The organism is Streptomyces sp. CA-181903 (assembly GCF_050937075.1).
Lineage (GTDB): Bacteria > Actinomycetota > Actinomycetes > Streptomycetales > Streptomycetaceae > Streptomyces.
In genome coordinates this window covers 324,432-350,977 of record NZ_JBNJLY010000001.1, presented here as the reverse complement: position 1 = coordinate 350,977, position 26,546 = coordinate 324,432, and the positions used below count along the sequence as shown (strand labels likewise).

25 protein-coding genes and 1 pseudogene are annotated in these 26,546 nt (G+C 74.3%); 9 read left to right on the top strand and 17 right to left on the bottom strand.

Annotation, left to right across the window (positions count from 1 at the left end):
* Positions 1-83: 83 nt before the first annotated feature.
* Positions 84-1,082, bottom strand: a complete 999-nt coding sequence (locus ACQEVS_RS01495; RefSeq protein ID WP_433027165.1) for an Lrp/AsnC family transcriptional regulator — start codon at positions 1,080-1,082, stop codon at positions 84-86.
* 205 nt (positions 1,083-1,287) lie between these two features.
* Here ACQEVS_RS01495 and ACQEVS_RS01490 point away from each other — a divergent pair, with 205 nt between their 5' ends.
* Complete coding sequence (locus ACQEVS_RS01490) at positions 1,288-2,892, top strand: MFS transporter (RefSeq protein ID WP_433014024.1); 1,605 nt, start codon at positions 1,288-1,290, stop codon at positions 2,890-2,892.
* Between the two features lie 48 nt (positions 2,893-2,940).
* Here the strand turns inward: ACQEVS_RS01490 and ACQEVS_RS01485 are convergent, their stop codons facing one another.
* From ACQEVS_RS01485 to ACQEVS_RS01455, 7 genes are all read right to left on the bottom strand, one after another.
* Complete coding sequence (locus ACQEVS_RS01485; protein ID WP_433014021.1) at positions 2,941-5,562, bottom strand: aminotransferase class III-fold pyridoxal phosphate-dependent enzyme; 2,622 nt, start codon at positions 5,560-5,562, stop codon at positions 2,941-2,943.
* A gap of 161 nt (positions 5,563-5,723) precedes the next feature.
* Positions 5,724-6,767 carry a 3-oxoacyl-[acyl-carrier-protein] synthase III C-terminal domain-containing protein gene (locus ACQEVS_RS01480; protein WP_433014018.1) on the bottom strand — a complete coding sequence of 348 codons (1,044 nt, stop codon included), beginning with the start codon at positions 6,765-6,767 and terminating at the stop codon, positions 5,724-5,726.
* A 1-nt stretch (position 6,768) separates the two neighbouring features.
* Positions 6,769-7,983: a cytochrome P450 gene (locus ACQEVS_RS01475; protein ID WP_433014015.1), complete on the bottom strand. Its 1,215-nt coding sequence runs from the start codon at positions 7,981-7,983 to the stop codon at positions 6,769-6,771.
* Positions 7,974-8,126 carry a hypothetical protein gene (locus tag ACQEVS_RS01470; RefSeq protein WP_433014012.1) on the bottom strand — a complete coding sequence of 51 codons (153 nt, stop codon included), beginning with the start codon at positions 8,124-8,126 and terminating at the stop codon, positions 7,974-7,976. Before ACQEVS_RS01470 ends, ACQEVS_RS01475 begins: the two co-directional genes overlap by 10 nt.
* Before the next feature lie 59 nt (positions 8,127-8,185).
* Entirely contained in the window at positions 8,186-9,148 is a 963-nt protein-coding gene (locus tag ACQEVS_RS01465; protein ID WP_433014009.1) for a beta-ketoacyl-ACP synthase 3, read from the bottom strand.
* Positions 9,149-9,174: 26 nt separating this feature from the next.
* A complete protein-coding gene (locus ACQEVS_RS01460) occupies positions 9,175-9,453 on the bottom strand; it encodes a phosphopantetheine-binding protein (protein WP_433014006.1) in 279 nt (92 codons plus the stop codon).
* 80 nt (positions 9,454-9,533) lie between these two features.
* Entirely contained in the window at positions 9,534-10,433 is a 900-nt protein-coding gene (locus ACQEVS_RS01455) for an NAD(P)-dependent oxidoreductase (RefSeq protein WP_433014003.1), read from the bottom strand.
* A 627-nt stretch (positions 10,434-11,060) separates the two neighbouring features.
* Here ACQEVS_RS01455 and ACQEVS_RS01450 point away from each other — a divergent pair.
* Complete coding sequence (locus ACQEVS_RS01450) at positions 11,061-11,921, top strand: DMT family transporter (protein WP_433014000.1); 861 nt, start codon at positions 11,061-11,063, stop codon at positions 11,919-11,921.
* 325 nt (positions 11,922-12,246) lie between these two features.
* Here the strand turns inward: ACQEVS_RS01450 and ACQEVS_RS01445 are convergent, their stop codons facing one another.
* The 3 genes from ACQEVS_RS01445 to ACQEVS_RS01435 all read right to left on the bottom strand — a co-directional run bounded on the left by ACQEVS_RS01445 (position 12,247) and on the right by ACQEVS_RS01435 (position 15,988).
* Complete coding sequence (locus ACQEVS_RS01445) at positions 12,247-13,401, bottom strand: methyltransferase (RefSeq protein ID WP_433013997.1); 1,155 nt, start codon at positions 13,399-13,401, stop codon at positions 12,247-12,249.
* 713 nt (positions 13,402-14,114) lie between these two features.
* Positions 14,115-14,708 carry an RNA 2'-phosphotransferase gene (locus ACQEVS_RS01440; RefSeq protein WP_433013994.1) on the bottom strand — a complete coding sequence of 198 codons (594 nt, stop codon included), beginning with the start codon at positions 14,706-14,708 and terminating at the stop codon, positions 14,115-14,117.
* Positions 14,709-14,794: 86 nt separating this feature from the next.
* Positions 14,795-15,988, bottom strand: a complete 1,194-nt coding sequence (locus tag ACQEVS_RS01435; RefSeq protein ID WP_433013991.1) for an MFS transporter — start codon at positions 15,986-15,988, stop codon at positions 14,795-14,797.
* A gap of 218 nt (positions 15,989-16,206) precedes the next feature.
* Between ACQEVS_RS01435 and ACQEVS_RS01430 the strand changes: the two genes are divergently transcribed.
* Together ACQEVS_RS01430 and ACQEVS_RS01425 are read left to right on the top strand one after the other, a co-directional pair.
* Positions 16,207-16,620: a hypothetical protein gene (locus ACQEVS_RS01430; protein ID WP_433013988.1), complete on the top strand. Its 414-nt coding sequence runs from the start codon at positions 16,207-16,209 to the stop codon at positions 16,618-16,620.
* Between the two features lie 5 nt (positions 16,621-16,625).
* Positions 16,626-16,949, top strand: coding sequence for a winged helix-turn-helix domain-containing protein (locus tag ACQEVS_RS01425; protein WP_433013985.1), 324 nt, complete (start codon positions 16,626-16,628; stop codon positions 16,947-16,949).
* Positions 16,950-17,064: 115 nt separating this feature from the next.
* Here ACQEVS_RS01425 and ACQEVS_RS01420 read toward each other — a convergent pair whose 3' ends face one another.
* Positions 17,065-18,075 (bottom strand): ADP-ribosylglycohydrolase family protein, encoded by a 1,011-nt coding sequence (locus ACQEVS_RS01420; protein WP_433013982.1) that lies wholly within the window; start codon positions 18,073-18,075, stop codon positions 17,065-17,067.
* A gap of 373 nt (positions 18,076-18,448) precedes the next feature.
* Between ACQEVS_RS01420 and ACQEVS_RS01415 the strand changes: the two genes are divergently transcribed.
* Together ACQEVS_RS01415 and ACQEVS_RS01410 are read left to right on the top strand one after the other, a co-directional pair.
* Positions 18,449-19,090, top strand: a complete 642-nt coding sequence (locus ACQEVS_RS01415; protein WP_433013979.1) for a hypothetical protein — start codon at positions 18,449-18,451, stop codon at positions 19,088-19,090.
* A 296-nt stretch (positions 19,091-19,386) separates the two neighbouring features.
* Positions 19,387-20,012: pseudogene (locus ACQEVS_RS01410) on the top strand (IS110 family transposase).
* Positions 20,013-20,745: 733 nt separating this feature from the next.
* Here the strand turns inward: ACQEVS_RS01410 and ACQEVS_RS01405 are convergent.
* Both ACQEVS_RS01405 and ACQEVS_RS01400 read right to left on the bottom strand, forming a co-directional pair.
* Entirely contained in the window at positions 20,746-20,937 is a 192-nt protein-coding gene (locus ACQEVS_RS01405; RefSeq protein WP_433013976.1) for a hypothetical protein, read from the bottom strand.
* A gap of 146 nt (positions 20,938-21,083) precedes the next feature.
* A complete protein-coding gene (locus tag ACQEVS_RS01400) occupies positions 21,084-21,617 on the bottom strand; it encodes a hypothetical protein (RefSeq protein ID WP_433013973.1) in 534 nt (177 codons plus the stop codon).
* 478 nt (positions 21,618-22,095) lie between these two features.
* Between ACQEVS_RS01400 and ACQEVS_RS01395 the strand changes: the two genes are divergently transcribed.
* Entirely contained in the window at positions 22,096-22,845 is a 750-nt protein-coding gene (locus ACQEVS_RS01395) for a globin domain-containing protein (protein WP_433027162.1), read from the top strand.
* Positions 22,779-23,363 (top strand): hypothetical protein, encoded by a 585-nt coding sequence (locus ACQEVS_RS01390; RefSeq protein ID WP_433013971.1) that lies wholly within the window; start codon positions 22,779-22,781, stop codon positions 23,361-23,363. Before ACQEVS_RS01395 ends, ACQEVS_RS01390 begins: the two co-directional genes overlap by 67 nt.
* A gap of 51 nt (positions 23,364-23,414) precedes the next feature.
* Here ACQEVS_RS01390 and ACQEVS_RS01385 read toward each other — a convergent pair whose 3' ends face one another.
* Together ACQEVS_RS01385 and ACQEVS_RS01380 are read right to left on the bottom strand one after the other, a co-directional pair.
* Complete coding sequence (locus ACQEVS_RS01385; RefSeq protein ID WP_433013968.1) at positions 23,415-23,675, bottom strand: hypothetical protein; 261 nt, start codon at positions 23,673-23,675, stop codon at positions 23,415-23,417.
* A gap of 107 nt (positions 23,676-23,782) precedes the next feature.
* Positions 23,783-24,238 (bottom strand): hypothetical protein, encoded by a 456-nt coding sequence (locus ACQEVS_RS01380; RefSeq protein ID WP_433013965.1) that lies wholly within the window; start codon positions 24,236-24,238, stop codon positions 23,783-23,785.
* A 209-nt stretch (positions 24,239-24,447) separates the two neighbouring features.
* On the opposite strand from ACQEVS_RS01380, the gene ACQEVS_RS01375 reads away from it, so the two are divergent.
* The gene (locus ACQEVS_RS01375) at positions 24,448-25,701 is read left to right on the top strand and encodes an SMI1/KNR4 family protein (RefSeq protein ID WP_433013962.1); all 1,254 of its coding nucleotides are present in this window, start codon (positions 24,448-24,450) and stop codon (positions 25,699-25,701) included.
* Here the strand turns inward: ACQEVS_RS01375 and ACQEVS_RS01370 are convergent.
* Complete coding sequence (locus ACQEVS_RS01370; protein ID WP_433013959.1) at positions 25,698-26,510, bottom strand: class I SAM-dependent methyltransferase; 813 nt, start codon at positions 26,508-26,510, stop codon at positions 25,698-25,700. The genes ACQEVS_RS01375 and ACQEVS_RS01370 overlap by 4 nt on opposite strands.
* Positions 26,511-26,546: the final 36 nt, after the last annotated feature.

Below are 26,546 nucleotides of genomic sequence, written 5' to 3'. Positions count from 1 at the left end.
CAAGAGGGGAGAGGACCGGAAATCGATGTTTCGATTGGTCCGGACCACGCATGTCGCGGTGTCTTCGGGAGACGCCCTCCGGATCACCGCTGTCCCCACTCCGGCACCCACACCGGCCCCGCCCCCTTGATCGTGCGGTGGATGGGCGTGGTGCCGGTGCCGAGAATGCCGGGCAGCGCCGCCACCGGGCCGGTGAGGTAGCGGTAGAACGCCGTGACGTCCGGCGTGGTGACGCTGGCGTGCACATTGGAGTCGCCCGTGGTCGCCGCCGCGAACGGCACCTCCGGGTGGGCGGCGAGCGCCCTGCCGACCTCCTCGATCCGGGACGGCTCGACGTTCAGCCACAGCAGGGAGCGGAAGTTCCGCTGGATCACCCGGGGGTGGTAGTCGACGTCGTAATAGAGCAGCCCGGCCGCCCGCAGCTCCGACATCCGGCGCCGTACCGTCGTCTGCGACCACCCGGTGGCCGCCGCCAGCTCCCCGACGGAGGCCCGGCCGTCCCGTGCCAGCACGTCGAACATCCGGTGGTCCCCCGCGTCCACCGGGAAGGGCGGCGACGGGTCGGACGGCGGGACGTCCGGCCCGTCCCGGGGGGTGAGCGCGGCCACCTGCTCCGCCGACAGCGGGCCCGACTTGGTCACCAGGCTGCGGTCGAGGCCGAAGAAGACGTGCAGCAGCGAATGGGCCGCGACGTCCACCACCCGGGGCGTGCCCGGCAGCTTCTCCAGCAGCAGGGCGTCCTCCCCGGGCCGTTCCGGCCGGACGAGACAGGTGATCTCGGTGCCGCCGGCCGTCAGGTTGATCCAGGTCGTGTCCCTGCGGCGGGCCAGCGCCGTGGCGATCTGCGCGGACGCGCTCGGCGCGCAGCGGATCCGGACGATCCACGGCGCCTGCCCCATGCGCAGCGGCTCGGTCAGGCCCAGGACCCGCAGGACACCGGCCGACCGCAGCCGCCCGTAGCGGCGGGCGACCGTCTGGTCGGAGACGCCGAGCACCTCGGCGATCCTGCGGAACGGTGCCCGGCCGTCGACCTGCAGGGCGTGGGCCAGGGCCTGGTCGGACGCGTCGAGCGGCAGCGGCACGGCACGGGAGGCGTCGGGCGCGGTGCCGAGCGGGGGGCCGGGCGGGGCGTCGGCCGGGGTGTCGAGATTCACCGTTCCAGGCTATCTCCTGTCGGATTTCGCGCCTGGGGCCGTCCTGGCTGTGGGGAAGGGGCCGGTCCGGCGGAAGGTTTCGACGCGGGCGACGCGGCGACCGTTCCGCGGCCCGAACGAACGGAGTAATCACATGCGTAAATGGTGGCCCTTGGTGGCGGTGAGCCTGGGCGCCTTCATCCTGCTGGTGGACGTCACCATCGTGAACGTCGCCCTGCCGGACATGGGGGACGACCTCCACGCCACCTTCTCGTCCCTCCAGTGGGTGGTCGACGCCTACGCCCTCTCCCTGGCCGCGCTGCTGCTGGTCGCCGGCTCGCTGGCCGACCTGTTCGGCCACCGCCGGCTCTACGTGGCGGGCCTGACCCTCTTCGCCCTGGCCTCCCTGGGCTGCGGGCTCGCCCCGAACGCGGGCGTCCTGGTGGCCGCCCGCGCGGTGCAGGGCGCCGGCGGCGCCGCGATGTTCGCCACCTCGGCCGCCCTGCTCGGCGCCACCTACCAGGGCCGGGACCGCGGTACGGCCTTCGGCATCTGGGGCGCGGTCAACGGCGCCGCCGCCGCGGCCGGCCCCATCCTCGGCGGACTGCTCACCGAGCACATCGGCTGGGAGGCGATCTTCCTGGTCAACCTGCCGATCGCCGCGGCGGCCGTGCTGCTCACCCTCCGCGTCGTCCGCGCCGACCGGCCGCGCGCCGCCGGCGCACGCCGCACCCGGGTGGACATCCCCGGCGCCGTCACCTTCACCCTCGCCGCGGCGGCCCTCACCTACGGGCTGATCCGCAGCGCCGAGTCCGGCTGGACCTCGGCCACCGTCCTCACCTCGTTCGCCGTCACCGCCGCCGCCCTCGTCGGGTTCGTTCTCGCCGAGACCCGTGCCGGGCGCCGGGGCGGGGTGCCCATGCTCGACCTGGCCCTGCTCCGCCGGCCGTCGTTCGCCGGCCTGATGGGCGGCGCGCTGCTGTTCCAGGGCGGCGCGTTCGGCGGCCTCGTCCTCGTCTCCATCTGGCTGCAGTCCGTGCTGGGCCTCGGCCCGGTGGAGAGCGGCCTCGCCCTGACGCCGATGGCCGTGGCCTCCTTCCTGGTGGCCGCGCTCGCCGGCCGGTACACCCAGCGGATCGCGCCGCGGCTGCCCATCGGCGTCGGCCTGCTGCTCGTCGCCCTCGGCATGTACCTGCTGTACACCGCGATGTCCGCCGACGCCGGCCGCTCGGCCCTGGTGCTCGGGCTGGCCGTCGCGGGCGTCGGCGTCGGCCTCGCCACGCCGGTGCTGGTGTCGGCCGCGACCGGCAGCGTGCCGCCGCAGCGCATGGGCATGGCCGCCGGCGCGGTCAACACCTTCCGCCAGCTCGGCACCAGCCTCGCCATCGCCATCCTCGGCGCCGTGTTCACCCACGCCGCCCGCGCCGACCTCTCCGGCGCCGTCCCGGACGCGCACGGCGCCGCATCCGCCCTCGCCGGCGGCCAGGCCCGGCGCCTGGTCGCCGCCGCGCCGGAGGAGCACCGGTCCGCGGCCGAGGAACTGGTCCACCGCGCCTTCGCCGATGGTCTCCAGTCCGTCTTCCTCTGGTCCGCCGCCGCCGCGGTCCTGGGCGGTCTGCTCACCCTGGCCCTCGTCCGCCCCGCCCCGCCGCAGGCCCCGACGCGGGCGGCCTCCGAGTCCGAGTCCGGCTCCGAGTCCGGCTCCGACTCCGGCTCCGGCGAGGCTGAGCCCGCCCGGGAGGCGGCCGCGCGGGCGTGACCGGCCCGGACCGGTGTCCGGCCGCGTCCCCGCCGGGGGCGCGGCCGGTCACGTCACGAAGAGCCGGTCGGCGAGCATCTCGTCGAGGCTCGCCTCGAAGGCGTGCGCGATCTCGTCCATGTCGTCGGGGGTGTGCGCGGCGCTGATGAGGAAGCTGTGCAGTTCCGGCAGGTAGACGCCGTGCTTCCGCATGTAATAGGCGAGCGCGATGGTGGCCTTGAAGTTGCTGCCCGTCATGCGGTCCCGGTACAGGCCGGCCTCGCGGTGGCTGAAGGTCAGCGAGAAGATCGAGTTGCGGGCGCCGACGCGGCAGGGGATCCCGCGTTTCCCCGCGGCCTGGCGCAGCAGGTCCGCGAGCCGCCGGGTGTTGTCCTCCAGGCGGTCGTAGAGGCGCCGGTCGGCTTCGAGGTGGCGGAGGGCGGCCAGGCCGGCCGCGCAGGACAGGGAGTTGCCGCTCAGGGTGCCTCCGGCGAAGACCTTGTGCTCGTAGTCGTAGAACGGGTCCCGGGAGCTCTTGGCCATCCGGACGAGGTCGGAGCGGCCGACGACGGCGCCGCAGGGCAGGCCGCCGCCGATGACCTTGCCGAGGCAGGTGAGGTCGGGGGCGACGCCGGTCATGACCTGGACGCCCCCGTAGGCGACGCGGAAGCCGCTGACGACCTCGTCGAAGACGAGGGGGACGCCGAGTTCGGCGCACACGGCGCGCAGCGCGGTGAGGAACGGCACGTCGAGGGCGACCACCGACGTCGGCATCGGTTCGACGATGACGCAGGCCAGGTCCCGGGCGTGCTCCCGCAGCCGGTCCAGGCCCTCGACGGAGCCGTACTGGAGGACGAGCGTGCCGCCGACCGCGCCGGGGTCGCAGCCGAGGGTCCCCGCGATGGGGGCGGGCCGGTCCCGGTCGCCGGAGAAACGGAACCAGGAACTCACCATGCCCTGGTCGGAGAAGCCGTGGTAATGGCCCTCGAACTTGGCGACCATCCCGCGGCGCCGCCGGCCGCGGCACATCCGGACGGCGAAGAGGACCGCCTCGCTGCCCGAATTGCACAGCAGCGCCTTCTCGGCCGCCGGGAAGGCGGCCACGAGCTGCTCGGCGAGCGCGATCTCGTACGGGTTGCCGATGCCGTTGACCCAGCCCCGGCCGAGGACGTCGGCGATTGCCGCCGTGATCGCGGGATGGGCGTAACCGAGCAGGTGCGGCCCGTACCCGCCGCACAGGTCCAGGTACTCGTTGCCGTCGAGATCGCGTACGCGGCCGCCGAAGGCTTCCTTGACGAAGACCGGGAAGAGGCTGGGGAAGAAGTACCGGTCGATGTGGGTCGGTGCCACCAGCGTGGCGTCCGCCCGGTCCCGCGCCGCCAGGGAGGCGGGCATCCGCGCGGCGAACGTCCGCGTGAAGCGCCGCTCCACCTCCTCGCTCATGTAGGGCGAGTAACGGTCGGTGAACCCGCGGGCGTTCGCCCAGATGTCGATGCCGGGGTCGAGCTGGGTGGCGGCCCCCTCGCCGGAGAGGAACACCAGCTCGACCTTGGTGAAGGTGGTGGTGTACCGGGCGCCGAACCGGTGCAGCAGGGTGTTGACGTCGTGGAAGTAGGCGATGGTCGACCACCGGTTGGAGCTGATGTCGAAGTGGTGGCGCAGCACTTCCGTCATCCGCTCCTCGTACTCGGCCCGGCGCGCGTCGAGTTCGGGACCGCAGAGGACGAAGTGGCGGGTGAAGCGGTCGATCGCCACGTCCCATTCCCTGCGGGAACAGGCGTAGTAGAACGACGACAGGCCCCACTTCTCGTCCTCGCCGAGCTCCACGGTGACGCCGAAGTCGAGGAGGACCAGCTCACCGGCGGGAGTGAACATGATGTTGCCCGGGTGGGGGTCGCCATGGCTGAGCCCGTGCAGGTACAGCATCGTGTAGACGGTGTCCTGGAGCCGCCGGGCCAGGCGCGCGCGGGGCAGGCCGACGGCCTCGGCGTGCCGGCAGGGGATCCCGTCCACGTATTCCATGACGAGCATGCGCGGGGTGACCAGCCCGGCCAGCACGGCGGGGACGCGTACGTAGGGGTGGCCGGCGAAGTCGGCGCGGACGCGCTGCTGCCGGCCGGCTTCCTGGGCCATGTCGGCCTGCGGCGCGAGCAGCCGGGCGATCTCGTCGAAGCGCCGGGGCAGGTCGAGCCTCCGCACCCGCGGCACGGCGCGGTGCACCAGGCGCAGCAGGGTGCGCAGCGAACGGAGGCTTTCCTCGATCTGCCGGGGGACCCCGTCCTTGACCAGCTTGACGGCGACTCGGCGGCCGTCGTGGAGCGTGGCCGCGTGGACCTGGGCGACGGAGGCGCTGGCGACCGGCTTGAGGGCGAAGGAGCGGAAGGTGTCCTCCAGCGGTCCGCCGAGTTCCCGTTCGACCGCGCGGCGGGTGCGCTCGGGTGTCATGTGCGGGGTCCGGTCCTGGAGGGCCCGCAGGGTGTCCACCCAGTCCGGCGACAGGAGGTCCGAGCGGGTGGCGGCGATCTGGCCGAGCTTGACGTAGACGGGGCCCATCCGGAGCAGGAAGTCCAGGACGGCTTCGGCGCGGCACCGGTCGCGGGTGGCGGGATCCGGCCGGCGCGCGCGGGCGAGGGCGTAGCGTGCCGACCCGAACGCGGCCCGGAAGACGGCTCTGGCGAGGTGGCGGATCATGGGCTGGCTCCCACTCGGCGTATGGGCCGGCTGGCACTCGGCGTTCTGAGCGGCGTTCAGGGAATCGGGGTTCGAGGGACCGGCGTTCAGGAGGGCCGGGGTTCTGGGGACCGGTGTTCAGGGGTCGGGGTTCAGGGGGTCGGCGTCCAGCGGATCGGCGTTCAGAGGACGAAGGTGAAGGCGCCGAAGGACATCCCGGCGCTGCCCACCCACCCGACGGCCCGCCGGCCCGGCCGGAGCCGGCCGGCGGCGACGGCGGAGGCGATGGCGGCGGGGACGGAGGCGGACACCACGTTGCCGATCCGGTCGTAGACGTGGTGGACGACGCCGCCGAGCCCGACGCCGTCGGCCAGGTCCTGCCAGTCGCGTCGGCTGGAGGCGTGGGTGAACAGGACGGCGACCTCGGCGACGGGCGGGGCGAGCTGGGCGAAGACGGCCCGGGCCTCCCGCTCGCCGGGCCCGTGCATCTCGAAGCAGAACGAGGCGAACACGCCGACGCCGTTGGCGGCGAGCTTGTCGGAGGGGTCGCAGTACCCCTCGTAACCGGCGAGGGGGACGTTGCACAGCGGGGCGAGGTCGGGGCGGGTGCGGAAGCGGAACGTCCAGGGCGCGCCGTCCTCCGCGGTGAGGATGGTGGCCGTGGCCGCCTCGCCGAGCGTGTAGGCGGGCAGGGTCGACTTCAGGGCCTCCATGTGTTCCAGGCGGAACAGGTGCGGGACGACCGGGCCGCCGGGCCGCATGTTGAACTCGGCGTTGACGATCATCGCGGTGCGGAACGGCCCGGTGCGGAACAGGGCGTCGGCGATCTGCACGGCCCTCGTCCAGCTCATGCACGCGTCGAGGACGTCGAAGCAGTGCGCGTGGGACAGCCCGATGGCGGCGGCCGCGTGGTAGGCGCCCCCGGGTTCGAGGAAGCCGCGGCCGATGCCGGTGTAGATCAGCAGGTCGATCCGTTCGGGGGCGATGCCGGCTTGCGCCAGCGCGGTGTTCGCCGCGTCGCGGAGCAGGTCGACGGGGCGTTCGCCGGTGTCCAGCCAGTAGCGGGTGTCCGATCCCGTACGGCGCAGGAACCCGTCGATCCGGTGCAGCGCGTGGTCGAGGTCGCCGCGGAAGTGGCCGGCGCTGTGGGTGCCGACCAGCTCCAGGACGTCGGCGTTGGTGATCTCGCGTGAGGGAAAGGCGGCCGCGACCGCGCGGAGCCGCACGTCAACTCCCTTCCGCAGGTGTGTGATCAATGGTGCCCGGCGCCGGTGTCATGAGGACGCGGGCGCCTCCCGCGGGCGAGAGGGTCACGTGCTTGAAGACGGCCGCTTCCGGCGCGGGACGGTCGGTGGTGACGCCGCGCCGCGACAGCAGCACCCGCAGCACCTCGACCGACTCGATCATGGACAGCTGGGCGCCGATGCAGCGTCGCGCGCCGCCGCCGAAGGGGATGAACGCGTGCGGGGGGACGGCGTCGCCGAGGAAGCGTTCCGGCCGGAAGTCGCCGGGCGCCGGGTAGTTCGCCGGGTCCATGTGCACGATGCCGAGGAGCGGCATGAGCGTCGCCCCCCTGGGCAGCCGGTACCCGTCCAGCTCGACGTCCTCGGTGAGCGTCCAGGTGGCCTCGAAGACCGGCGGGCGGCGCCGCAGCGTCTCCTTCACCACCGCCTCCAGGTAGCCGGTGTCACCGGAGCGGGCGGCCCGTGCGGCGTTCCGCGCCGCCTCGGGCGCGCGGGCCAACTCGTGCAGCGCCCAGGCGAGGGTGGTGGCGGTGGTCTCGTGCCCGGCGAACAGCAGGGTGACGATCTGGTCCCGGATCTCGGTGTCGCTCAGCCGGTCCCCGGCGTCGCCCGCGGTGATCAGCCGGGACAGGATGTCGACGCGGTCGCGCAGATCCGGTGCGGCCCGTCGCTCGCGGATGGTCCGGTAGAGCAGCGCGTCGATCTCACGCAGGAGCCGGACGGTGTTCCGCCAGGGCCACAGGCGGCGTGCGCACGGGTGGTTGAGCCCCATGAGCACCGCGACGTCGGTCATGGGGAGCCGGCGCAGCGAGGTGCGCAGCCGGTCGTGGCGGCGTCCGCCGTCGGGGCCGAGGAGGATCCGCCAGATGATGTCGAAGCTCAGCCCGCGCACCCGTTCCATCGTCCGGAACGGGACCCGTTCCGGCCAGCCCCGCAGCTCGTGTTCGGTCATCGCGCGCACGGTTTCCCGGTAGCCGCGCACGGCGGCCCCGCCGAACATGGGCGCCATCAGCCGGCGCAGCCGCCGGTGTTCGTCGCCGTCGGAGGTGATCAGCGAGTGCCTCCCGAACACCGGCGCCAGGATGCGGTTGCCCTCGCCGGCGTGGAACCTGCCGTGCGGCGAGGCGAACACGGCCGCGATGTGGCCGGGATCGCTGACGAGGATCACCCGGCCCCACGGGAAGACTCTCAGGGACACCAGGTCGCCGTACTTCGCGCGCAGCCGGGGGCCCACAGGTGGCGCCACCAGGTGAAGACGACCGTCTGCACCGGCGGGGGGATACGGGGCCCCGGCGGGACCGGCAGGTGCCGGCGGGCGTCGTCGAGTGGAGTGATCGGCATGGTCTGCCTCCTCTGCCGCGGGCCGTCGGAGGGGATGGGGGGCTCAAGGCGCGGGGGAATCACGGGGGTTCGGGGATGCGGACGGCTTGTCCGGCGTAGGCGAGACCCGAGCCGAAGCCGACCAGGACGGCCCACCGGCCGCCGCGGATCCGCCCGTCGGCGAGGAGGCCGTGCAGGGCCAGGGGTACGGACGCGGAGCTGGTGTTGCCGGTGAACCGCACGTCGTCGGCCACCACGACCCCGTCCGGCACGTCCAGGCGGGTGGCGATGCGCCGGATCAGCCTCCCGTTCGCCTGGTGGGGGACCAGCGCGGCGACGTCGTCCCAGCCGATCCCGGTCGCCGACATGATGTCCCGTACGACGGCCGGCACGGTGGAGCAGGCCCAGCGGGTGACGGCCAGGCCGTCCATGCGGAGCGCCGGGGTGGGGGAGAGCGGGCCGAGGGCCGCGAAGAGCGGGGGCCGTACCTCCAGCGCGGAGGCCCGCGCGCCGTCCGACCCCCACACCACCGGGCCCACTCCGGGCGGCCCGTCCGTGGCGGTGACCAGGACCGCGCCCGCGCCGTCGGCGAAGACGGGCGCGGTGGCCCTGTCGACGGGGTCGACGAGGTCGAGCATGCGGTCCGCTCCGACGACGAGCACCGTCGCGCAGCCGCCGGCCCCGATCAGGGACCGGGCGACGTGCAGGGCGTGGCAGAAGCCGGCGCAGGCGATGTTGATGTCGAAGGCGGCGACGCGCAGCCCGAGCCCCGCGGCGACCTGGGGGGCGACGGCCGGGCAGGGCTGCGGGTTGGTGGACGTCGCGACGAGCACCGCGTCCACCGCGTCCGCCGGCACCGCGGCCGCCGCCAGCGCCTCGCGGGCGGCGAGACCGGCCATGTCGACCACGGATTCGTCCGGCCCCGCCACGCACCGGGTCTCCACCCCGGTGCGGGAGAGGACCCAGTCCCGCGTCGCGCCGAGCCGTTCGGCCACCCGTCCCGCGTCCTCCCGCACGGGGCGGTAGGCGCCGATGGCGGCCACGCGGCAGGGGCGTACGGCCGCGGCTCTCACCGGTCGCCCCGAGCGGCGCGGGCGTCGAGGCGGGTGTTGACGAAATCCAGCACGGAGCGGGCGGTGGTGAGGGCGGACGCCTGGGCGTCGCTGATCTCGATGCCGTAGTCGTCGCTGACGATGGTGATCAGCTCGGCCCTGGCGAGCGAGTCGACGTCCAGGTCCTCGAAGCTCCGGTCCAGCGCCTCTCCGGAGAGGCCGATGGTCTTGTCGGGCGGGGCCTTCTCCCCGTGTACGACGCGGGTCAGGAGCCGTTCCAGTTCCGTGGGGGTCACGACGTCTCCTCGGGACGAGGGGGAGGGTGGGGCCGGGCGGTATCCGCGCGAGCGCCTGCCGGCAAGGCCGACGGTGTCTCTCAGGCCGGGCGCGTGCCCCGGGCGACCTTGGTCTGGGCGGAGAAGGCGAGCCGGCCCAGGCCGTGGGCCTCGGCCTCGGTCAGGTTCTCGACGGCGGCTCCCAGCAGCCGCGCCCGGTGCCCGTCGGCACGCATGACGCCGAGAGCGGCGCGGCCTCCGCGGGCGTAGATCTCCAGCGTCGCCTGCTCCGTCCGGAAGTCGCCCCGCTCGATCTCGCCGGTCGCGTCCCGCACCGCGTCGCGCAGCACGCGCAAAGCTCCTTCGGCCTGCTCGTACAGCACCCGGGCGGGCACTCCCCGCTCCAGCATGTAGGTGGCCGCCTCGACGTAGGCGCCGAGCGAGGCGATGAACCAGCCGCCGGCGAGGGCGACGTCGACCAGGCCGGCCGAGACGACGCGGTCGGACAGGAACCGCGACGCTCCCCCCAAGGCCATCAGCGGCTTCCGGTGCTCCGACCAGGCCGCCGGCGATCCGGCGTAGAGGACCGTCGCCTCCGGGGAACCGATGTCCCGGGGGAAGCACAGGATGGCCCCGTCGAGGTACCGGGCGCCCCGGTCGGCGGCCCACCGCTCCATCGCGCGGGCCTCGTCCGGCATGGTGGTGCCGACATCGGCCAGGGTGACGCCCTCCCAGGAGCGGACGGGGCGGAGCGCTTCGAGGGTGCTCCGGTGGTTCAGGACGCAGGTGATGACGAGCCGTGTGCCGGCCACCGCGTCGTCGACGGAGCGCACGGGCGTGACGTGATCGGAGGCGAGCGCCTCGGCCCGTTCGGGGGTGCGGTTCCAGGCGGCCACGGAGTGCCCGCCGGCGGCGAGGGCCCGCACGAGGGCGCTGCCCATCAGCCCGCAGCCGACGACTGCGACGTCATGGGCCTTGGACACGCCCTGGGGATCGGCCACGGCAACCTCCGGTGTTCGTACGTTCGTTGAAGACGTGCCGGAACATCGCGTGCGGTTTTCGGCTCTGTACGTCGTGGCCGGGCCGGGGCTCGGGGCTGTGGCTCGTGATGCCTGCTGTCCCCTTCGGGAGGGGGAGGCGGGGAGACGGCGGGGCGGCCGGGTGGAGTCGCGTGGTCGCGTGGTCTCGGTCGGGTGGGGGTGCCTCTGCCCGTCGTGGACGGGGAGGCCGACGGCCCTACGACACGGTGGGGGAGCGGACCGGCTCGAAGCGGCTCGCTCGCCGCGCGCTCACGCCGGGTCATCCCACCTTCACGGCCACCACCCGGCGCGCACAAGGCGTGCCCGCCCGCGCGCGGATGCGGAATGCGACCTACGAAGTGCGCCGGGGAGGTTCCGGCCGGAGAAGGCAGGGACGCCACCCACGCCACCCACGCCGCTCACCAGCCGCCGTCCGCGCGGGGCCGCGCCGGGCGCGAGCGCGCAACCGGTCGTCCCGGGGCAGGCGTCGGATGGACTGATCGTGTGATGACCGGGCCCCCGGGTGGCGCCGCGGGGCCGGTGGGGCGGCGCGCTCTGCCACCGTGGCGCAAGCGACCGCCCGCCGCCCGGACAGGAGGGGAGCGATACGTGGCAGACGTCCTCACGCTGCTGTTCGCCGTACTGGCCGCCGTCAGCAACGCCACCGCCGTGGTGCTCCAGCGGATGGCGGCGCGGACCGTCCCGAAGGCCGACGCCTTCAGCCTCCGCCTGGTCCGCGACCTGCTGCGGCACCCCGCCTGGTTCGGCGGGATCGCCGCCGTCCTGTGCGCCGCCGTCTTCCAGGCGCTCGCGCTCTCCCTCGGCTCCCTCTCGCTGGTGCAGCCCATCTTCGTCAGCGAGCTCCCGTTCGCCCTGCTGATCGCCGGCACCGTCTTCCGCCGCCGGCTGCCGGCGTACGGCTGGGCGGCGATCCTGCTGGTCGCCGCCGGGCTGGGGCTGGCCCTGGCCGCCGCCGCGCCGCGCGGGGAACACGTCCACGTCGGCACCGCCCGCTGGCTGGCCGCCCTGATCGCCGCCGCGGGGGCGATGGCGGCCTGCGTCGCGGCCGCTCTGCCGCGCCCCCGGGGCAAGGCGCGAGCCGCCCTCTTCGGCGCGGCGGCGGCCGTCGGCTACGCGCTGACCGCCGCGCTGATGAAGGACGCCGCCACGACCTTCGCCCGGCACGGCGCGGGCGCCTTCCTCACCTGCTGGCAGACGTACGCCTTCGCCGCCGCGGGGGCGGCCTCCCTGTTCCTGCTCTCGAACGCCATGGAGTCGGGACCGCTGATCGCCTCCCAGCCCGCCCTCACCCTCGGGGACGCGCTCGTCAGCCTCACGCTGGGACTCATGGTGTACGAGGAGCACATCCGCACCGGCTGGTGGCTGATCCCGGAGGCCGCCGGGGCCCTGATGATCGTCGCCGGGGCGCTGATCCTGCCGAGGGTGGAGGCGGTAGCGCTGCCGAGCTGACCCTCTTCAGCCCGTCCGGGGTTTGAGGACGAGCGGCGCAGTCGCCTGCGAGGGCGGGGGCGCACTCCCGGAGGGGTAGCCGACGGCCGGGGCCGGACCAGCGGCCGCCGTGGTGGGTGAGCGTCGGCTTCAGCCCGTCCGGCGTTTGAGGACAAGCGGCGCAGCCGCTTGCACGGGGGTGGCGGGCGCTCCCGCAGGAAACGGTGAAAGGGCGGGGAGGGGCGCACCCCCGGAGGGCCGGCCGACGGCTGGGCCGAGACCGAACACCGATGGCGCGCCGGCCAGTCGGCGCCCGACACGTCCACCCCGACCGCGCCGCCAGGCGCTACCGCTTCGCGGCCCGCAGCACCACGAACTTCGGATCGCTCGCGACGACGTCGCAGTTGCCGAAGATCCTGCGCAGCTTGACGTGGTACCCGAGGTGCCGGTTGCCGACGACCCACAGTTCCCCGCCCGGACGCAGCGCCCGGCGCGCGCCGGTGAACATGCGCCAGGCCGTGGTGTCGGTGGTCGCCTGATGCGAGTGGAACGGCGGGTTGTTGAGCACCAGGTCCACCGAGCCGGGGGCCACCGCGGTCAGCGCGTCGCCCACGACGAACTCGGCCGGCCGCGCCGTCCCGGCGTTCGCCTCGAAGGTGGCCCGCGCGGAGGCGACGGCCTGGTGCGACTCGTCCGTGAACAGCACCTCGGCGTCCGGGTCGGCCATCGCGGCGGCCGTGCCCAGCACGCCGTTGCCGCAGCCGAGGTCCACCACGCGCCCGCCGCCCCGCCGTCGAGGGAGGTGGTTGAGGAAGAAGCGGGTGCCGATGTCGAGGCGGTCCGCGCAGAACACGCCCGCGTGGTTGACCACGGTCAGCCCGGCGGCCGGCCCGGCGTCCGGGCCCAGCGTGTGCTCGATCGGCCAGGGGCTGGGCCGCCGCACGAGCTCCGGGTCCGGCGAGCAGAAGATCAGCCGGGCCTTCTTGGCCGCCAGCGACGTCCGCGTCGGGCCGAGGACGTCCTCGAACAGTTTCAGCGTCGACGTGTGGATCTCGGTGACCTTGCCCGTACCGACGACCGTGGTCCCCGCGTGCACGGCGGGTGCCAGCCGGCGCAGCTGGTCCTCCAGCAGGGCCAGGCTCTTGGGCACCCGGACGAGCAGGACGTCGATCCGCTCCGGCGGGGCGTCCCGTGTGGACAGCAGCCGCACCGACTCCGCGGGGACGCCGCTGCGGGCCAGGTTGGCCCGGGTCGCCTGCTGGGTCAGGAAGGAGTCCGTGATCTGCGTGGGGCGGTGCGCGGCGAGAGCCGTGACCAGCGCGCCCCAGCGGTCGCCGACGACGACCAGGTCGCCCGACAGGTCCACCGGGCCGTCGTCCCCGCCCGCGAGGTGCCGCAGCAGGTATTCGTCGGCGGCGTCCCAGGCGAGCAGCCGGTCGCGCGGGTCCTCCGGAAAGCGGGTGAGGTCGAACGTGCCCCATGACGTGGAAAAACGCTTCATCGTGCCGCTCAGGCTAGCGGAGCGGCCCCCGCGCTCCCCAATCAGCACGGCGGACCCGCCACCCCCGCCGGCCGCGCCCGGCGAGGACCGGGCCCGCTCGCCACCTGCGGGATCGGTCCGTGGCGTGGATGCCGTCGGGTCGCCGCCCGTCACCGCCGGCGGAGGATCGAAAGGGGGACGCTTGGCGGCCCGTGCGCCGTCCTTTGCGAGACGTTGAGGAGGCCGGACGCCCGTCGGCGTGACCGGTGGCCGGTCGCGGACGGGGTGAGCGTGACGCCTGCCGACGGCCGCGGGTTGCTCGGAAGGGGCGCGCGGGTGGGCGCCGCGGTACCTGCCGCCGGGCGCGACGCCGGCGCGAGGCGGCGGAGCCGAGGTGCCGCGAGCGCGCCCGTCCGCCGGCCGGCCGGGGAACGTGCGCCTCCCCGGCCGGGCCGTCGGGTCCCCGGCGGCGCCCGCACCCCCGTGCCGGGCGCCGGAAGTTCATCCTGGACCCGTCGGGCCCGCCCGCGCTCGTGTTTTTTCTGCGGGCCGGGCACGGCTCCGACCGCGACGGCCTGCGGGCCCGTCCTGCCACATCGGGGGATCGTGCGCGGCCGAGCCCGGGAACGGGGGCAACCGCACGGCGCGAACGCCTCGTTCGTGGCATCCGTGACCGTGCGGTCGCCATAGGGGAAGGGGAGGGGCGTGGCGTCCGCCCGAGCGCTGGGCCGGTCTCACGTTCGTCCGGTCGTGCCCTTCCCCGCCTGCCCGCCGTCCGTCCCGCCGCCGGACCGGACGCGCAGATAGCGGGCGGGGACCGCGTCCGTCAGCCACACGCCGTTGTCGGTGACGTGGAAGACGTGCCCGGCGGCGTGCATGGCGCCGGTGTCGACGGCGAGGACGAGGGGGCTGCCGCGTCGGGCGCCCACCCGGGTGGCGGTCTCGCGGTCCGGTGAGAGGTGCACGTGATGGCGGTCCATCGGACGCAGGCCCTCCGCGCGGATCGCGGGCAGGAAGCGCGCCACGGTGCCGTGGTACAGGTACGGCGGCGGCTCGGCGGGCGGCAGGGCCAGGTCCACCGGCACCGAGTGACCCTGCCGGGCCCGGATCCGCTCCCCGTCCACGGCGAACCGCCGCTTGTCGTTGACGGCCACGACGTGGTCCAGCTCCTCGCGGGTGAACGGGAAGCCGTGGGCGGCCGCAGCGGCCAGGAGCTCGTCGATCCGCACCCAGCCGGCCGCGTCGAGCCGGATGCCGATGCGCCCGGGGTCGTGGCGCAGGTGCTTCGACAGGTACCTGGAGACCCGCACCGTTCTGTCGTCGTGCATGCCGCCAGTCTGGCTCGCCGGAGGCGGTGAGGACATCCCGTTTTCCGTTGTGGGGGTGTTCACGGGGACGTTCGACGCCCCGCCGTTCAGGACGGGATCGCCGGACCGCGCGGCGCGGCGGCCGGGAGCAGCCGCTCGCCCAGCAGGGCCGTCAGCGCCGCCAGGGTCAGCAGGCCGCCCACGAGGAACGTGCCGCGCACGCCCGCCGCGGGCAGCAGCGCGCCGCCGAGGAGGGCCCCGACGGCCACCCCCGCGTTGAACGCGGCGGAGTTCGCGGCCAGGGCGACCTCCGTGCGGCCGGGGGCGGACTCCAGGACCCGCGCCTGCGTCGCCATGAACACCGGCCCCAGCGAGGCGCCGAGGAGCGCCAGGAAGGCCACGGCCGCCGCCTGCCGGTCGCCGAACGCGTACAGCCCCAGCATCCCGGCCGCCTGCGTGCCGACCGGGACGGCCAGCGTGGCGCGCGGGTGGCGGTCCAGCAGCGGGCCGGCGACGGAGACCCCGACGACGCCCGCCACGCCCGGCACGGTGAGCAGGGCGCTGACGGAGTCGTCGGAGAAGCCGCCGACCTGGCCCAGGAACTCGACCACGTAGGTGTATCCGGCGAAGGCCCCCGTCACGGACAGGGCCGTGGTCGCCAGGACGACCGCGAAGCGGCGCCGGTCCGGGCGCGTGCCGCGCGAGCCGTGCCCTTCCTCGGGCCGGGTGGCGGGCAGCAGGGCGGCGATCAGGACCATGGAGACCGCCGCCGCGCCCGCCAGGACGGCGAACGGCGCCTCGCGGCCGTAGTGCCGGCCCAGCCAGGTTCCGGCCGGGACGCCCAGCACCATGGCGAGCGACCCGGCCACGGACAGCACGCCGAGCACCCGGCCCCGCACCCGCTCGGGGAACAGGCCGACGGCCACCGGTCCCATCACCGCCCAGAACAGCGCCTGGGCGAGCGCCGTCACCACGCGCGCGGCGAACATCGGTCCGTACGAGGAGACGGCCGCGGCCGTCGCGTTCGCCACCGCCAGCGCCGCGAGCAGCGCGGTGAGCAGGTGACGGCGGGGGACGGACCGCGTGACGTGGGCCAGCGGGAGGGAAACGACGGCCACCGCCACGCCGTAGCCGGTGACCAGGATCCCGACGGCCCCGAGCGAGACGCCCAGGTCGTCCGAGAGGAGCCTGAGCAAGCCGATCGGCAGATTCTCCACCGTGTTGAAGGTGAACGCGGCGACCATCAGGGCCGCCACCACCCCCACCCGCCGCCAGAGAGCCGGCTGTACGGCACTGGTCATTCCGCTTCTCCTCTCCTCGGAACGCCGGCGAACGGCGAGGCGTCGACGTGCCGTTGAGCGTAGGGAAGGGGTGATCAACGCCGCGTCAGGCGACCGCGGCGGACTTTGTCGGCCGGGTCGCGTCTGTCACTTTCCAAAGTGGAAAGTATCTGCCATGCTGGCAAGGGATGGTCGGGGGCGACGATCTGCCCGCCCGGCCGGCCGAATAAGGGGGAATCATGTCCGAACACGCCCAAGCCGCCACCCGGTTGCTCGGCGTCCAACGCTTCGAGACGGCCGCTCGGCGGCGCGGCGGGTGGTACGCCGCCTACCTGTGGATCTTCGCGGGCTGGCAACCGCTGCTCGTGCCCGCGGTCGTCCTCTGGCGCGGACCGGCCGCGGCGGCCGTGGTCAGCGCTCTCAACGCGGTGCTCGTCGGCGTCCTTTCGTGGCACGCCGGGCGGCAGCCGGTCGTGCCGCGGCACTTCACCCGCACCCACCTGACCGTCATCGGCACCTGGAGTGCCCTGTACGTCGGCACGGTGATCCTCGGCACCACGGTCCTGAAGGGCAGCGTCCCGCTCGCCGCCGTGGCGGCCGTTGTCTGCGCCCTGCCACCGGCCGCCGGTGCCCTGCGGGGGATACGGCGGTGAGCTCCGTGAGCCCCGCTGCCCAGGGCCGGCATCCGCGGCACGCGCTGGCGCCGCTGCTCTCGTCGCCCGTGCGGCTGTCGATCGTGGCAGCCCTCGCTCCGGTCGACAAGGCCGAGTTCGGCTACGTTCGCGACCTCGTCGAGATCACCGACTCGGTGCTTTCGAAGCAGGCCGCGGCCCTGGAAGAGGCAGGCTGGGTCGTGGTGGCCAAGGGGCGCGTGGGTCGGCGGGTCCGCACCTGGCTCTCCCTGACCGACGAGGGCCGGTCGGGCTACCGGCGGCACCTCGCCGCCCTACGAGCCATCGCGGGCCTGCCGGACCCCGAGTGACACCGAGGGCGTCACCGAAACCGGTCCGCTCGGACCCGTCCGAGCCTGCCCAAGTCCCCGTGGACCCCTGGCCCCCCGGCCCGACCTTTGCCGGGCCCGTCGCCTCCCGGGCGGCTCAGCCGCCCCACGCGGCGCCGAAGGCCAGCAGTTCGTCCCGGTGTTCCAGGCGGTCGGTCCACTCCTCGGGCCAGGCCGCGGCGCCGAGGTGGGCGCCGGCGAACGCGCCGGCGAGGCAGGCGATGGAGTCGGAGTCGCCCGAGCTGCACGCGGCCCGGCGTACGGCCGCGAGCGGCTCGTCGGGGAAGAGGAGGAAGCAGAACAGCCCCGTCGCCAGAGCCTCTTCGGCGATCCAGCCCGCGCCCGTGGCCAGGCACGGGTCGGCCTCCGGGTCGGGGGCGCGCAGGGCCTCCTCCAGCCGGTCGAGCGTCGCGCGGCAGGTGTCCCAGCCGCGGGCGACGAACGCCTCGGGGGAGGCGTCGTGGGCGTAGCGCCAGAGGTCGCCGAGCCACCGCTCGTGGTAGCGGGTGCGGTTCTCGTCGGCGTACGACCGCAGCAGCCCGCACAGTTCCGCCGGCCGGGCGCCCTGCGCCAGCACGTGCACCGCGTAGGCGGTGAGGTCGCTCGCCGCGAGGGCCGCGGGGTGCCCGTGCGTCAGCCCGGACTGCAACTGGGCGGCACCGGCACGCTGTTCGGGGGTGAGGCCGGGCACGAGACCCAAGGGGGCCACCCGCATGTTCGCCCCGCACCCCTTGGAGTGCGGATCGCAGGCGGCCTGCCAGGGGCCGTCGTCCGCGGCGAGGCGCTCGCACGCGGTGAGGCAGGTACGGCCGGGGGCGCGGTCGTTGTCCGGGGACCGCCACCACGCGACGAACTCCGCCCGCAGCGCCGGCGCCAGGTGCCGCGCCTCCAGCGGACCCTCCTCCAGGGCCGTGCGGAGCGCCCGCGCGACGGCGAGGGTCATCTGCGTGTCGTCCGTGATGAACGCGGGGCGCGGCAGGTCCATGCTCCGCCAGGGCCCGCACTTCGCGAGGATCGACGCCACGTCGTCGAATTCGGTGGGGAAGCCCATCGCATCCCCGATGGCCAGCCCGGTCAGTGTTCCTGTCGCTGTTCCCGTCGCTTTCACCCGAGCACCCTAATCCAGGGTGCGGGCGGCACGATCAGGCGCTCGCGGGGGCCGGAGGGGCGGACGTCGGCCTGCCCGCCCCGCCGTTCCTGCGCACGGCGACGGCGGAGCGGCTGCGGAGGGGAGGGTCGGGGGACGGGGAGGGGCGGACGTCGCTACGGGCGCGGTGGGACGTACCCCACCGGCCCCACCGCGCGACATCCGCCTCTTCTCACCCCCTCCACCCGTCGCTTCCCGGCCAACTCGCACACCTGTCCAAGCGTGGCATCCGGCGCTGCACCAGCACCGCGAGTCACTCGCCCCCGCCGGAGCGTGGCCGATCCCTTTCGGGCGGTGCAGTCACGGGAAACACGGCTGTCTACTCTCCTCCGCCATGCGCCCTACAACACGCAGACGCCTCGGTCTCTCCGGTCTCCTCGCCCTCGGCATCGGCCTGCCCGGCCTGGTCCAGCAGCCGGCCTCGGCGGCCGCCGCGCCGCCCATGACCATCACTGCCGACAAGACGTCGGCGACCCCCGGCTCCACGGTCACCCTCACCATGACCTTCACCAACGACCAGACCACGAACACGCAGTTCGTGTACCAGTCGATCCAGCCGACCTGGGCCACCTCGCAGGACCCGGGGCTGAAGTACACCTTCAAGTCCTGTACCGGTGAGGCCGTCCAGTGCGACGTCAACGGCCAGACCGGCGTCGTCCGCTACAACGTGCCCGTCATCCCGGGCGCCACCCGCACGGTCAAGCTGACCTACGACATCGCCGCCGACTCGGCCTGCGGCCCCAGCAGGCGGATCGACCTCTACTCGTACGTCTACTACGAGTACCAGGGCGGCCAGGCCAAGAAGGACGGCGTCTACACGACGGGCACGGACGTCGCCTGCGCCAAGCCGCCCGCTCCGGAGGCCGGGGTGAAGGCCGAGGCCAAGGCGGACAAGGCCGCCAAGGCGGCTGCGGACGTGGTCACCGCGCGGCAACTGCAGGAGCAGCGGCAGCACGTGGCGGCGATCCGCCACTGACCTCCGGCGGGCGGGCCCGACCCGCCCGTCCCCCACCCGTACCCGCACTCGTACCGATGAGAAGGCCTTAAAACCATCGGTGTGGTCCCAAGGCGAGGGCAGGTTGGTTGTGGTCCGGGGGAGCTGGGTGTGGCTGATGAGAAAGTGCCGCTCAGATGGCTCGCGGGGCATGGCCGCCCGGCTCCCTTGGACGCTCTGACTGCTGATTGAGAGATGCGGACATCGCTGATCAAGGCTTCGACGGCGGAGTGTTCCCCGGACCACAAAGTGCAGGTCACGATGGGTGAGGACGCGCGTTGAGCACTGAACATCAGCGGATCTGGGTCGGCATCGACGCCGGCAAGGGCCACCGCTGGGCGGTGGCCGTCGACGGCGAGGGCACCACGCTCCTGTCGCGCAAGGTCGCAAACGACGAGGACGAAATCCTGGCACTGCTTGGTGCCGTGCTGGACCTGGCTGGACGAGGTCCGTTGGGCCGTGGACAGTCCGCTCTGCTGCTGGCCTTGCTGCTCGCCCACGGACAGCCGGTGGTCTACATCCCGGGCCGGACCGTGAACCGCATGTCGGGGGCCTCCGTCGTCGGCGATATGTCGGCCCACAAGGACGCGGGCCATCTGGCCGCCCATGCCGGCCTGGCTCCCGTGCCACGGGGCTCCGGACGCAAGACCGGCAACATGCACCGCCCCAAGCACTACAACCGGCGTCTGCGCTGGCTGTTCTACATGTCCGCGCAGGTCACCATGACGATGCCGGGGCCGTCGCAGGAGTACTACAGGAGTATTACCGGGAGAAGCGACGCGAGGGCCTGATCCACACCCAGGCGCTGCTGTCCCTGGCCCGTCGCAGGGTGGACGTGCTGTGGGCGACGCTGAGGGACAAACGCCTGTTCACGGACGCCGCGCCAGTTCCGCCGGCGGCCTGACTTCTGTGTTGAGATGCTCCGGCCGCAGGCGGCGGGGTGTCGAGGGAAGGTGCTGCTGACGAATCACGGGATATCGAGGCGGGTGTCTCACCCCTTAGGGGGACTGTGCCGGTCGGATCGGCACCATCATCCTGACTGCGTGATTAAACGAGCGCTCATCGTGACGGCCCTGGCGGTCTCTTCCACGATCCTGGCCATGGGCGCGGCCTCGGCAGCACCCACGCCCCCGCAACCCATGCCCCCCACCGGCGACGCGAACGGCCTTGTCGGCAGCCTTAGCCACCTTCTCGACAGCGTCAATCAACCCGTCGCTGACCCTTGGGGTCTTCTTGGAGGGTGACCAATCCCCCGCCTCCAGCCGGGCTGCTGTGGCGGTTGAAGGTCAAGCGCTCGGTGCCCCGCTTCCGCAGGGGCACCGAGCGCTGCTGTGCAGCCCCTGGTTGCCGACTGCACAGGGCGGCTGAGTAGGCGAGACCATCGGGCCCTTGACGCCGGGCATTGAGATGCCCCGCCGCTACTGGCGGGGCCGCCCTCGTCCCGGAGGCGATCCATCTCAGGCGATCCGTCTCAGGGGATCCGTCTCAGCAACGATCCGTCTCCCGGGCGATCCGTATCAGGGATTGATCGTGAACGAGGCGCCGCAGTCTCCGCACTCGCCGTAGGCCGACCCGTCGTCGCGGGGAAAGACCGTCGTCTCGGCGCTGCCGCAGGCGGGGCAGTTCATCCGTGCCGCTCAGCTCTGGAAGACGGTGTGCACCCCGAGGCAGCCGTCCACCTGGCACATCACCAGGACCCCCAGCGTGCCCTGGTCGTGGACCGACACCTTGGAACTGTTGCAGGTGCGGCACCGGAGCAGCCCCTTCGACCCCAGATGCGCGCGGGCCCGTGCGTCGATGGTCTTGGAGTCGCCGATGCGGGAAGTCATATCGTCACCTCTCTATATGCGCCCGTCGCCCCATGGTCCCCCGCGGGCGGCCGGGTTGTCCGGCGAACGGGGAGTCTCCCCGAACCGAGCCGAGCCGAGCCGAACCGAGCCGGGCCGAGCCGGACCCGCCCCGCCGGCCCCTTCCCTCAGCCCCGCCGCGCCGTCGTGTGCGCGCGTACCCCGGCCAGGCCCAGGGAGACGAGGGTGACGGCCGCCCCGGCGGCGATCGCGCCCGCGAGCCGGGCGCCGCTCGCCGTCCCTCCGGCCAGCACCGCCGCAAAGACCGCCACCGCAGCCGCCAGTCCGGCGAGCAGCCAGCCGGTGAACGCCCGCCGGGGGCGGGCCGGTTCGCCGAGGGCCGGGGCGCCGAGCACCGCCCAGTGCCGGTCGGTCTCCCGCCGTTCGCGCCGCCGCTCGGCGGCGGCGCGGGAGCGCAGTGCCGCGCAGACGGCGCCTCCCGCCGCGGCGACGCCGCCGATCGTCGCCCACGCCGCTCCGGCCAGCAGCAGCGGGGCCAGCAGGGCCGTCGTCCCCCAGCCCGTCAGGCAGGCGGTGGCGGCCAGCCGGCACGACCGGGGCCGGTCGCCGCCCGCCCGGACGTCCATGACGGCCGGCAGGTACCAGACGCAGCCGGACACGCACAGCACCACGACGCCGAGCGCCAGCACTGCGTGGGACATGACGTTCCTCCTCGGAGCGGAACCGGATCGGGGCGCGGGCCCCGACGACGCGCGGAACCGGGAGGAGCCAGGGCGCCATCGGGGATCGGCGGCTCCTCCCGGCCCGCGTCCAGGATCGGCGGCCCGGCCCGGCCGGACCGTGGGCCGAACGGACCCGGCGTGGTCCAAGGGTCCCCTGACGCCGCGTCAAAACACCGGAGGCGACGCTCCGGAAGGGCCGAACGGCCCTGGTGCACGGGGCCCTTCGGGCACAGGTGCCGGGTGCCATACTGGCGCGCGCCGCCCACGCGACGGCCGGGACCGGCGGCAGGCAGCCGGCCCGTACCACCCCTCCGACAGGAGTCCCCGCACCGTGTCACGCCACGACTGGAGCGCCCCCGCCACCCGACCGCACGCCCCCGCGCCGGGACGGCGCGTCCGGGCCCATCCCCGCACGGCCGCCACGCGCGCCGCGGCGACCGCCCGGCGGGGTGCTGACATGGGCCCCGTCGGCGACGAGTACCACGGCCTGCTGGCCCGCCACGACGCGATGCGGCTCCGCCGCTCGCTGCTGTCCCAGGGCGAGCGGCGGGCCCCCGCCGCGCCGCGCCGGACCGCGGCGCCCTACGACGGCGCGGCCGACCAGCGGGAGATCCTGCGCGGACTCGACCTCGTGTCACCCTTCGACGGGCTGATAGCCGAGCTCTACGACGAACTCTTCCAGCGGTGGCCCTACCTGCGGTCGCTGTTCCCGGAGTCCATGGAGTTCCAGCGCCGCCACCTCGCGCACATCTTCCGCTACCTCATCGACCACCTGCACGACCCGGACGAGGTGACCGCCACCTTCAAGCGCCTCGGCCGCGACCACCGCAAGCTGGGCGTCCGGCCCGCGCACTACGAGGCGTTCGAGGCCGCCCTGCGCGAGGCGCTGCGCCGCACCGCGGGCGCGCGCTGGACCGGCGCCATGGAGGCGGCGTGGCTGCGCATGCTGCGCTTCGCCGTGGCCGCGATGGTCGCGGGGGCCGAGGCGGCGCTCGGCGAACCGGCCGCCTGGCAGGCCGAGGTGACCGCGTTCGAACGGCCGCGCCGCGACCTGGCGGTGCTCCGGGTCCGCACCGGTGAGCCGTACACCTACCGAGCCGGCCAGTACGCGGCCGTCCAGTCGCCGCGGCTCCCGCAGGCGTGGCGCTACTACTCGTTCGCCAACGCCCCCGCCCGGACGGGGAGCTGGAGTTCCACGTCCGGCTGACCGGCGGCGGGGGAGTGAGCGAGGCGCTGGTGAAGGACACCCGCGTCGGCGACACGCTGCGCCTGGGCCCGGCGAGCGGCACGATGACGCTGGACGACGACCTCACCGGCGACCTCCTGCTGGTGGCCGGGGACACCGGCTGGGCCCCCGCGAAGGCGCTGCTGGAGGAGCTCTCCTCGGGGCGCGTGGGGCAGCACGGGGTGCATCTCTTCCTGGGCGCGCGGAGCTTCGCGGACCTCTACGACGCCGAGACCCCGGCGAGCCTCGCCCGGCGCCGGCCCTGGCTCCGGGTGGTCCCGGTGATCGAGGACGTTCCGGGGCCCGGCTGCTGGGAGGCGGTCGCCGACGCGGTGCTGCGGCACGCCGACTGGTCCCGGCACACGGCGTTCGTCGCCGGCCCGCCCGCCCTCGTCCGGGCGACGACGGCCGGGCTCGCGGCCGCGGGCCTGCCTGCCGGGCGGGTGCGGCACGACCCGCTGCCGGCCGCGCGCGACCTGGCGGCGCTCACCGCCCGCTGACGCCGGGGCCGGGGCGTCGCGTCACCCCGGCCCGCGCCCGGAGGCGCCGGTTCAGAGGTTGTTCTCGGCGTCGACGCACCACTGCATCCGCCGCTGGAGGGCGTCGGCCTCCGAGCGCGTGCTCCGGGCGGCGCTGTGGTCGCCGGCGCGGTCGAGGCTGTTGGCGCGGTCCCGGAGCCGGGTGATCTGCTGGTGCATCTCCGGCACGTTGCAGGTGATCCCGGCCGCGGCGGCGGACTGCGCGGGCAGGGCCGTGAAGACGACGCCCGCGGCCATCGCGGCGGTCACGACAAGGGTGGAAATACGGCGCATCGGTGACGCTCCTCGCTGTACGGTGCCGGGTCCGGCGGACCCGCTGACGGGCACCGGGCGGTCACCCTACCCGGCAAGATCGACTTCAAGGGCGGGGCGTCCGGGGCTCAGCGCCGCCGGGCCGCCAGCCACGGGGAGAGGGGCACACCCACGTACTCCTTGTATGTCACGTCGCCCGGCAGCGGGACGACGAAGGTGGTGGCCGGCGGGAAGAACCGGGTCGCGACGTGGGCGGTCCCGAGGAACAGGGCGCGCAGGAAGTCCGGTACGTGCTCGTGCGCCACATCGGGGAAGTCCACGCCCTCCACGACGACGCGGGTGTCGCCCTCCGGATGGACCGTGAGCTCGACGTGCGGCGGACCGGCCAGTTCCACGAACGCCTCGTGCGGCAGCGAGCCGTCGGGGTCGGCGACCGCGAACAGCGGTGCTGAGGTGCGGCGGGCCACCCGGTCGGCGCCGATGTCGTGCGTGACGGCGGCCACCGTACGCCCGTACTCGGCCGCGACCTCGCGGACCGCGGTGACGACGGCTTCCGTGCTGGGGTGGGGATCGGTGCTGGTCATCGGCCCATCATGCAGACCCGCGCGGGCGCGGTCCGGATCGGGGTGCGTGCGGGCGCAGACGGGCGGTCGCTGCGCCGACGGGCGGACGGTTCGGCGACGGGCGGACGCGGCCCGCGGGTGAAGCTGCCGGGGCCCGATGTCGTACCCCTGTGCTGTGCTTGTCGCAGTGATCCCGACGACGCGGGGATCCCGACCCGGAGGAGCCCCCGATGGACCGTGAGCAGTGGCGGCCGTTCCTGAAGCGCTGGAGCGAGGAGTGGATCGCCGCGCACGATCCGGAGTGCGACCATCCACTGGACGAGGAGACGGTGCGCGACGGCTGGCTCGGCTTCGCCCCGGCGAGCGACGCGGACGTGGCCGCGGCCGAAGCCCGGCTCGGCCGCCGACTGCCACCCTCGCTCCGGGAGTTCCTGCTGGTCACCGACGGGTGGCGGGACGCGGGCCCGTTCGTCTACCGGCTCGCGGGGACGCGCGACCTCGAATGGCTCGCCGATTCCGACGAGGCGGGGTGGATCGAGGCGTACACCGAGGAGGGAGAACCGGAAGAGGGAGAGCCGGACGACGGGGCCATCCTCGGCCGGTCGCTGAAGCTCTCCCTGGACGGGGACGCCTGCGTCATGCTGCTCGACCCGGAGGACGTCGACGAGCGCGGGGAGTGGGCCGCCTACTGGCTGTCCTCCTGGTCGGGCATGGGTCCCGAACGGCACGACTCCTTCCACTCCCTGATGCGGGGGGAGTTCGCCTCCTTCCACGCCCTGCGGCAGCCGCCGGGTGCCACCCGCGACCACTGGGACGCCCAGGTCGAAGAGGCCCGCCGGGCCGCGCTCGGCGGTGCGGTCGACGATCCCCTGGCGGTGCTGGCCGAGGCGGCGGAGTACGGACGCCGCCGGGCGCAACTGCTCCGCTTCCAGCTGCTCGTCCTGCTGGGCGACTGGCACACCCTGTCCCCGTACACGCTCATATCGTCGTACGTCGACACCGGGAGCGAACCCCTCTTCGGCCCCGAACTGCTGCCGCTCCTCTTCACGGAGGAGGCGTGCGGCCCCTGGGGGCGGCCGAACCCCGCGCTGACCTCCCTGGAGGAGAGCGGGCCGGAGTCCGTGCGGGCGCTCATCGCCGACCACCGGCGGCGCCTGCGGGAGCCCGGCTTCCCCTTCCCCTACGGGAACCCGGAGTTCGACGCGGCGGTGCGGCGCGTCACCGCACGGCTCACGGCGGCGCCGGAGGGCGAGGGAACGCCGGAGGGGGAAGGGACGCCGGAGAGCGAGGAGGCGCGCCGGCGCCTGGGGGACGCCGTCTGGCCGGAGCTCAAGGACGCCCTCCGTTGGTGGCGCCCGCTGAGCGACGATCACCTTGCCCCAATCGTCCTCCTCGCGGACCCCGTCCTGGCCGCGCTGATCACCCCGGAGCGGGGACGGGAGCTCCTGTCCGTGCCCCGGGGCGACGGCCGTGCGAAGGGCTAGAAGCCGAGGGGCCGTTGGCCCTGGACCGAGTACATCAGGCAGGAGGTTGCCAGGAAGTCCGGATGGCTCATGACCTCGCGGGCCGCCCGCAGTCCGTCGTCCGTCATGCCGGCGGAGCGGAACCGGTCGCGGAGGTGGCGGGTGTTGTGGATCTGCAGGGCCGTGCCGGGGGAGTGGGCGCGCCACTGCTGGACGGCGGGTTCCGCGTCGACGTGGACGAGCCCGGCCCGGTGCATGGCGGTCGCGGCCCGCCGGCCCCATGCCAGGTCGACCCCCGCCGCCCGCAGCAGGCGGAGCTTGGCGTCGAGGTAGTCGCGGTAGGCCGCCGCCGCGGCCTCGTCGCACCCGCCCACCGGCACCAGCGGGCCGTACGTGGTCTCGTCGAACTCGTCGAGCTGGAGCCAGCCCCCGGGCCGGAGCGCGCCGACCAGCCGGCGCAGCACCTCGTCGCGCTCGGGCAGGTGCATCAGCACCAGCCGGGCGTGGACGATGTCGAACGCGCCCTCGGGCAGCGGGTCGCTCCGCGCGTCGTGGACGAGGACGCGCAGGCCGGGCGCGGCCGGGGAGTGCTGCGGTTTGACGTCCGTGGCCAGCACGGAACCCGTTGGCGCCACCCGGGCCGCGAGCCACCGCGCGACACTGCCCCCGCCCGCGCCCACCTCCAGGCAGTGCGCCCCCGGGGCAACCGGGAGCCGGGCGAGCCGGTGGGTGGTGAAGCCGTCGTACGCCGCGGCGAGGCAACGGTGTTGCTCCGTGGCGTGCTCACTGTCGTTGTCGAACGCGTAGCCGAGCGGAGGAGTCGTGGTCATACCGTCCTCGGAGTCGTCGTGGTCCGGAGCCCCGGC

Bases quoted from the DNA above. Each gene is read 5' to 3' on its own strand.
- ACQEVS_RS01490 (WP_433014024.1), top strand. From the start codon at position 1,288: ATGCGTAAATGGTGGCCCTTGGTGGCGGTGAGCCTGGGCGCCTTCATC.
- ACQEVS_RS01485 (WP_433014021.1), bottom strand. From the start codon at position 5,562: ATGATCCGCCACCTCGCCAGAGCCGTCTTCCGGGCCGCGTTCGGGTCG.
- ACQEVS_RS01470 (WP_433014012.1), bottom strand. From the start codon at position 8,126: ATGCCGATCACTCCACTCGACGACGCCCGCCGGCACCTGCCGGTCCCG.
- ACQEVS_RS01445 (WP_433013997.1), bottom strand. From the start codon at position 13,401: ATGAAGCGTTTTTCCACGTCATGGGGCACGTTCGACCTCACCCGCTTT.
- ACQEVS_RS01440 (WP_433013994.1), bottom strand. From the start codon at position 14,708: ATGCACGACGACAGAACGGTGCGGGTCTCCAGGTACCTGTCGAAGCAC.
- ACQEVS_RS01435 (WP_433013991.1), bottom strand. From the start codon at position 15,988: ATGACCAGTGCCGTACAGCCGGCTCTCTGGCGGCGGGTGGGGGTGGTG.
- ACQEVS_RS01430 (WP_433013988.1), top strand. From the start codon at position 16,207: ATGTCCGAACACGCCCAAGCCGCCACCCGGTTGCTCGGCGTCCAACGC.
- ACQEVS_RS01415 (WP_433013979.1), top strand. From the start codon at position 18,449: ATGCGCCCTACAACACGCAGACGCCTCGGTCTCTCCGGTCTCCTCGCC.
- ACQEVS_RS01405 (WP_433013976.1), bottom strand. From the start codon at position 20,937: ATGACTTCCCGCATCGGCGACTCCAAGACCATCGACGCACGGGCCCGC.
- ACQEVS_RS01400 (WP_433013973.1), bottom strand. From the start codon at position 21,617: ATGTCCCACGCAGTGCTGGCGCTCGGCGTCGTGGTGCTGTGCGTGTCC.
- ACQEVS_RS01395 (WP_433027162.1), top strand. From the start codon at position 22,096: ATGGGCCCCGTCGGCGACGAGTACCACGGCCTGCTGGCCCGCCACGAC.
- ACQEVS_RS01385 (WP_433013968.1), bottom strand. From the start codon at position 23,675: ATGCGCCGTATTTCCACCCTTGTCGTGACCGCCGCGATGGCCGCGGGC.
- ACQEVS_RS01380 (WP_433013965.1), bottom strand. From the start codon at position 24,238: ATGACCAGCACCGATCCCCACCCCAGCACGGAAGCCGTCGTCACCGCG.
- ACQEVS_RS01375 (WP_433013962.1), top strand. From the start codon at position 24,448: ATGGACCGTGAGCAGTGGCGGCCGTTCCTGAAGCGCTGGAGCGAGGAG.
- ACQEVS_RS01370 (WP_433013959.1), bottom strand. From the start codon at position 26,510: ATGACCACGACTCCTCCGCTCGGCTACGCGTTCGACAACGACAGTGAG.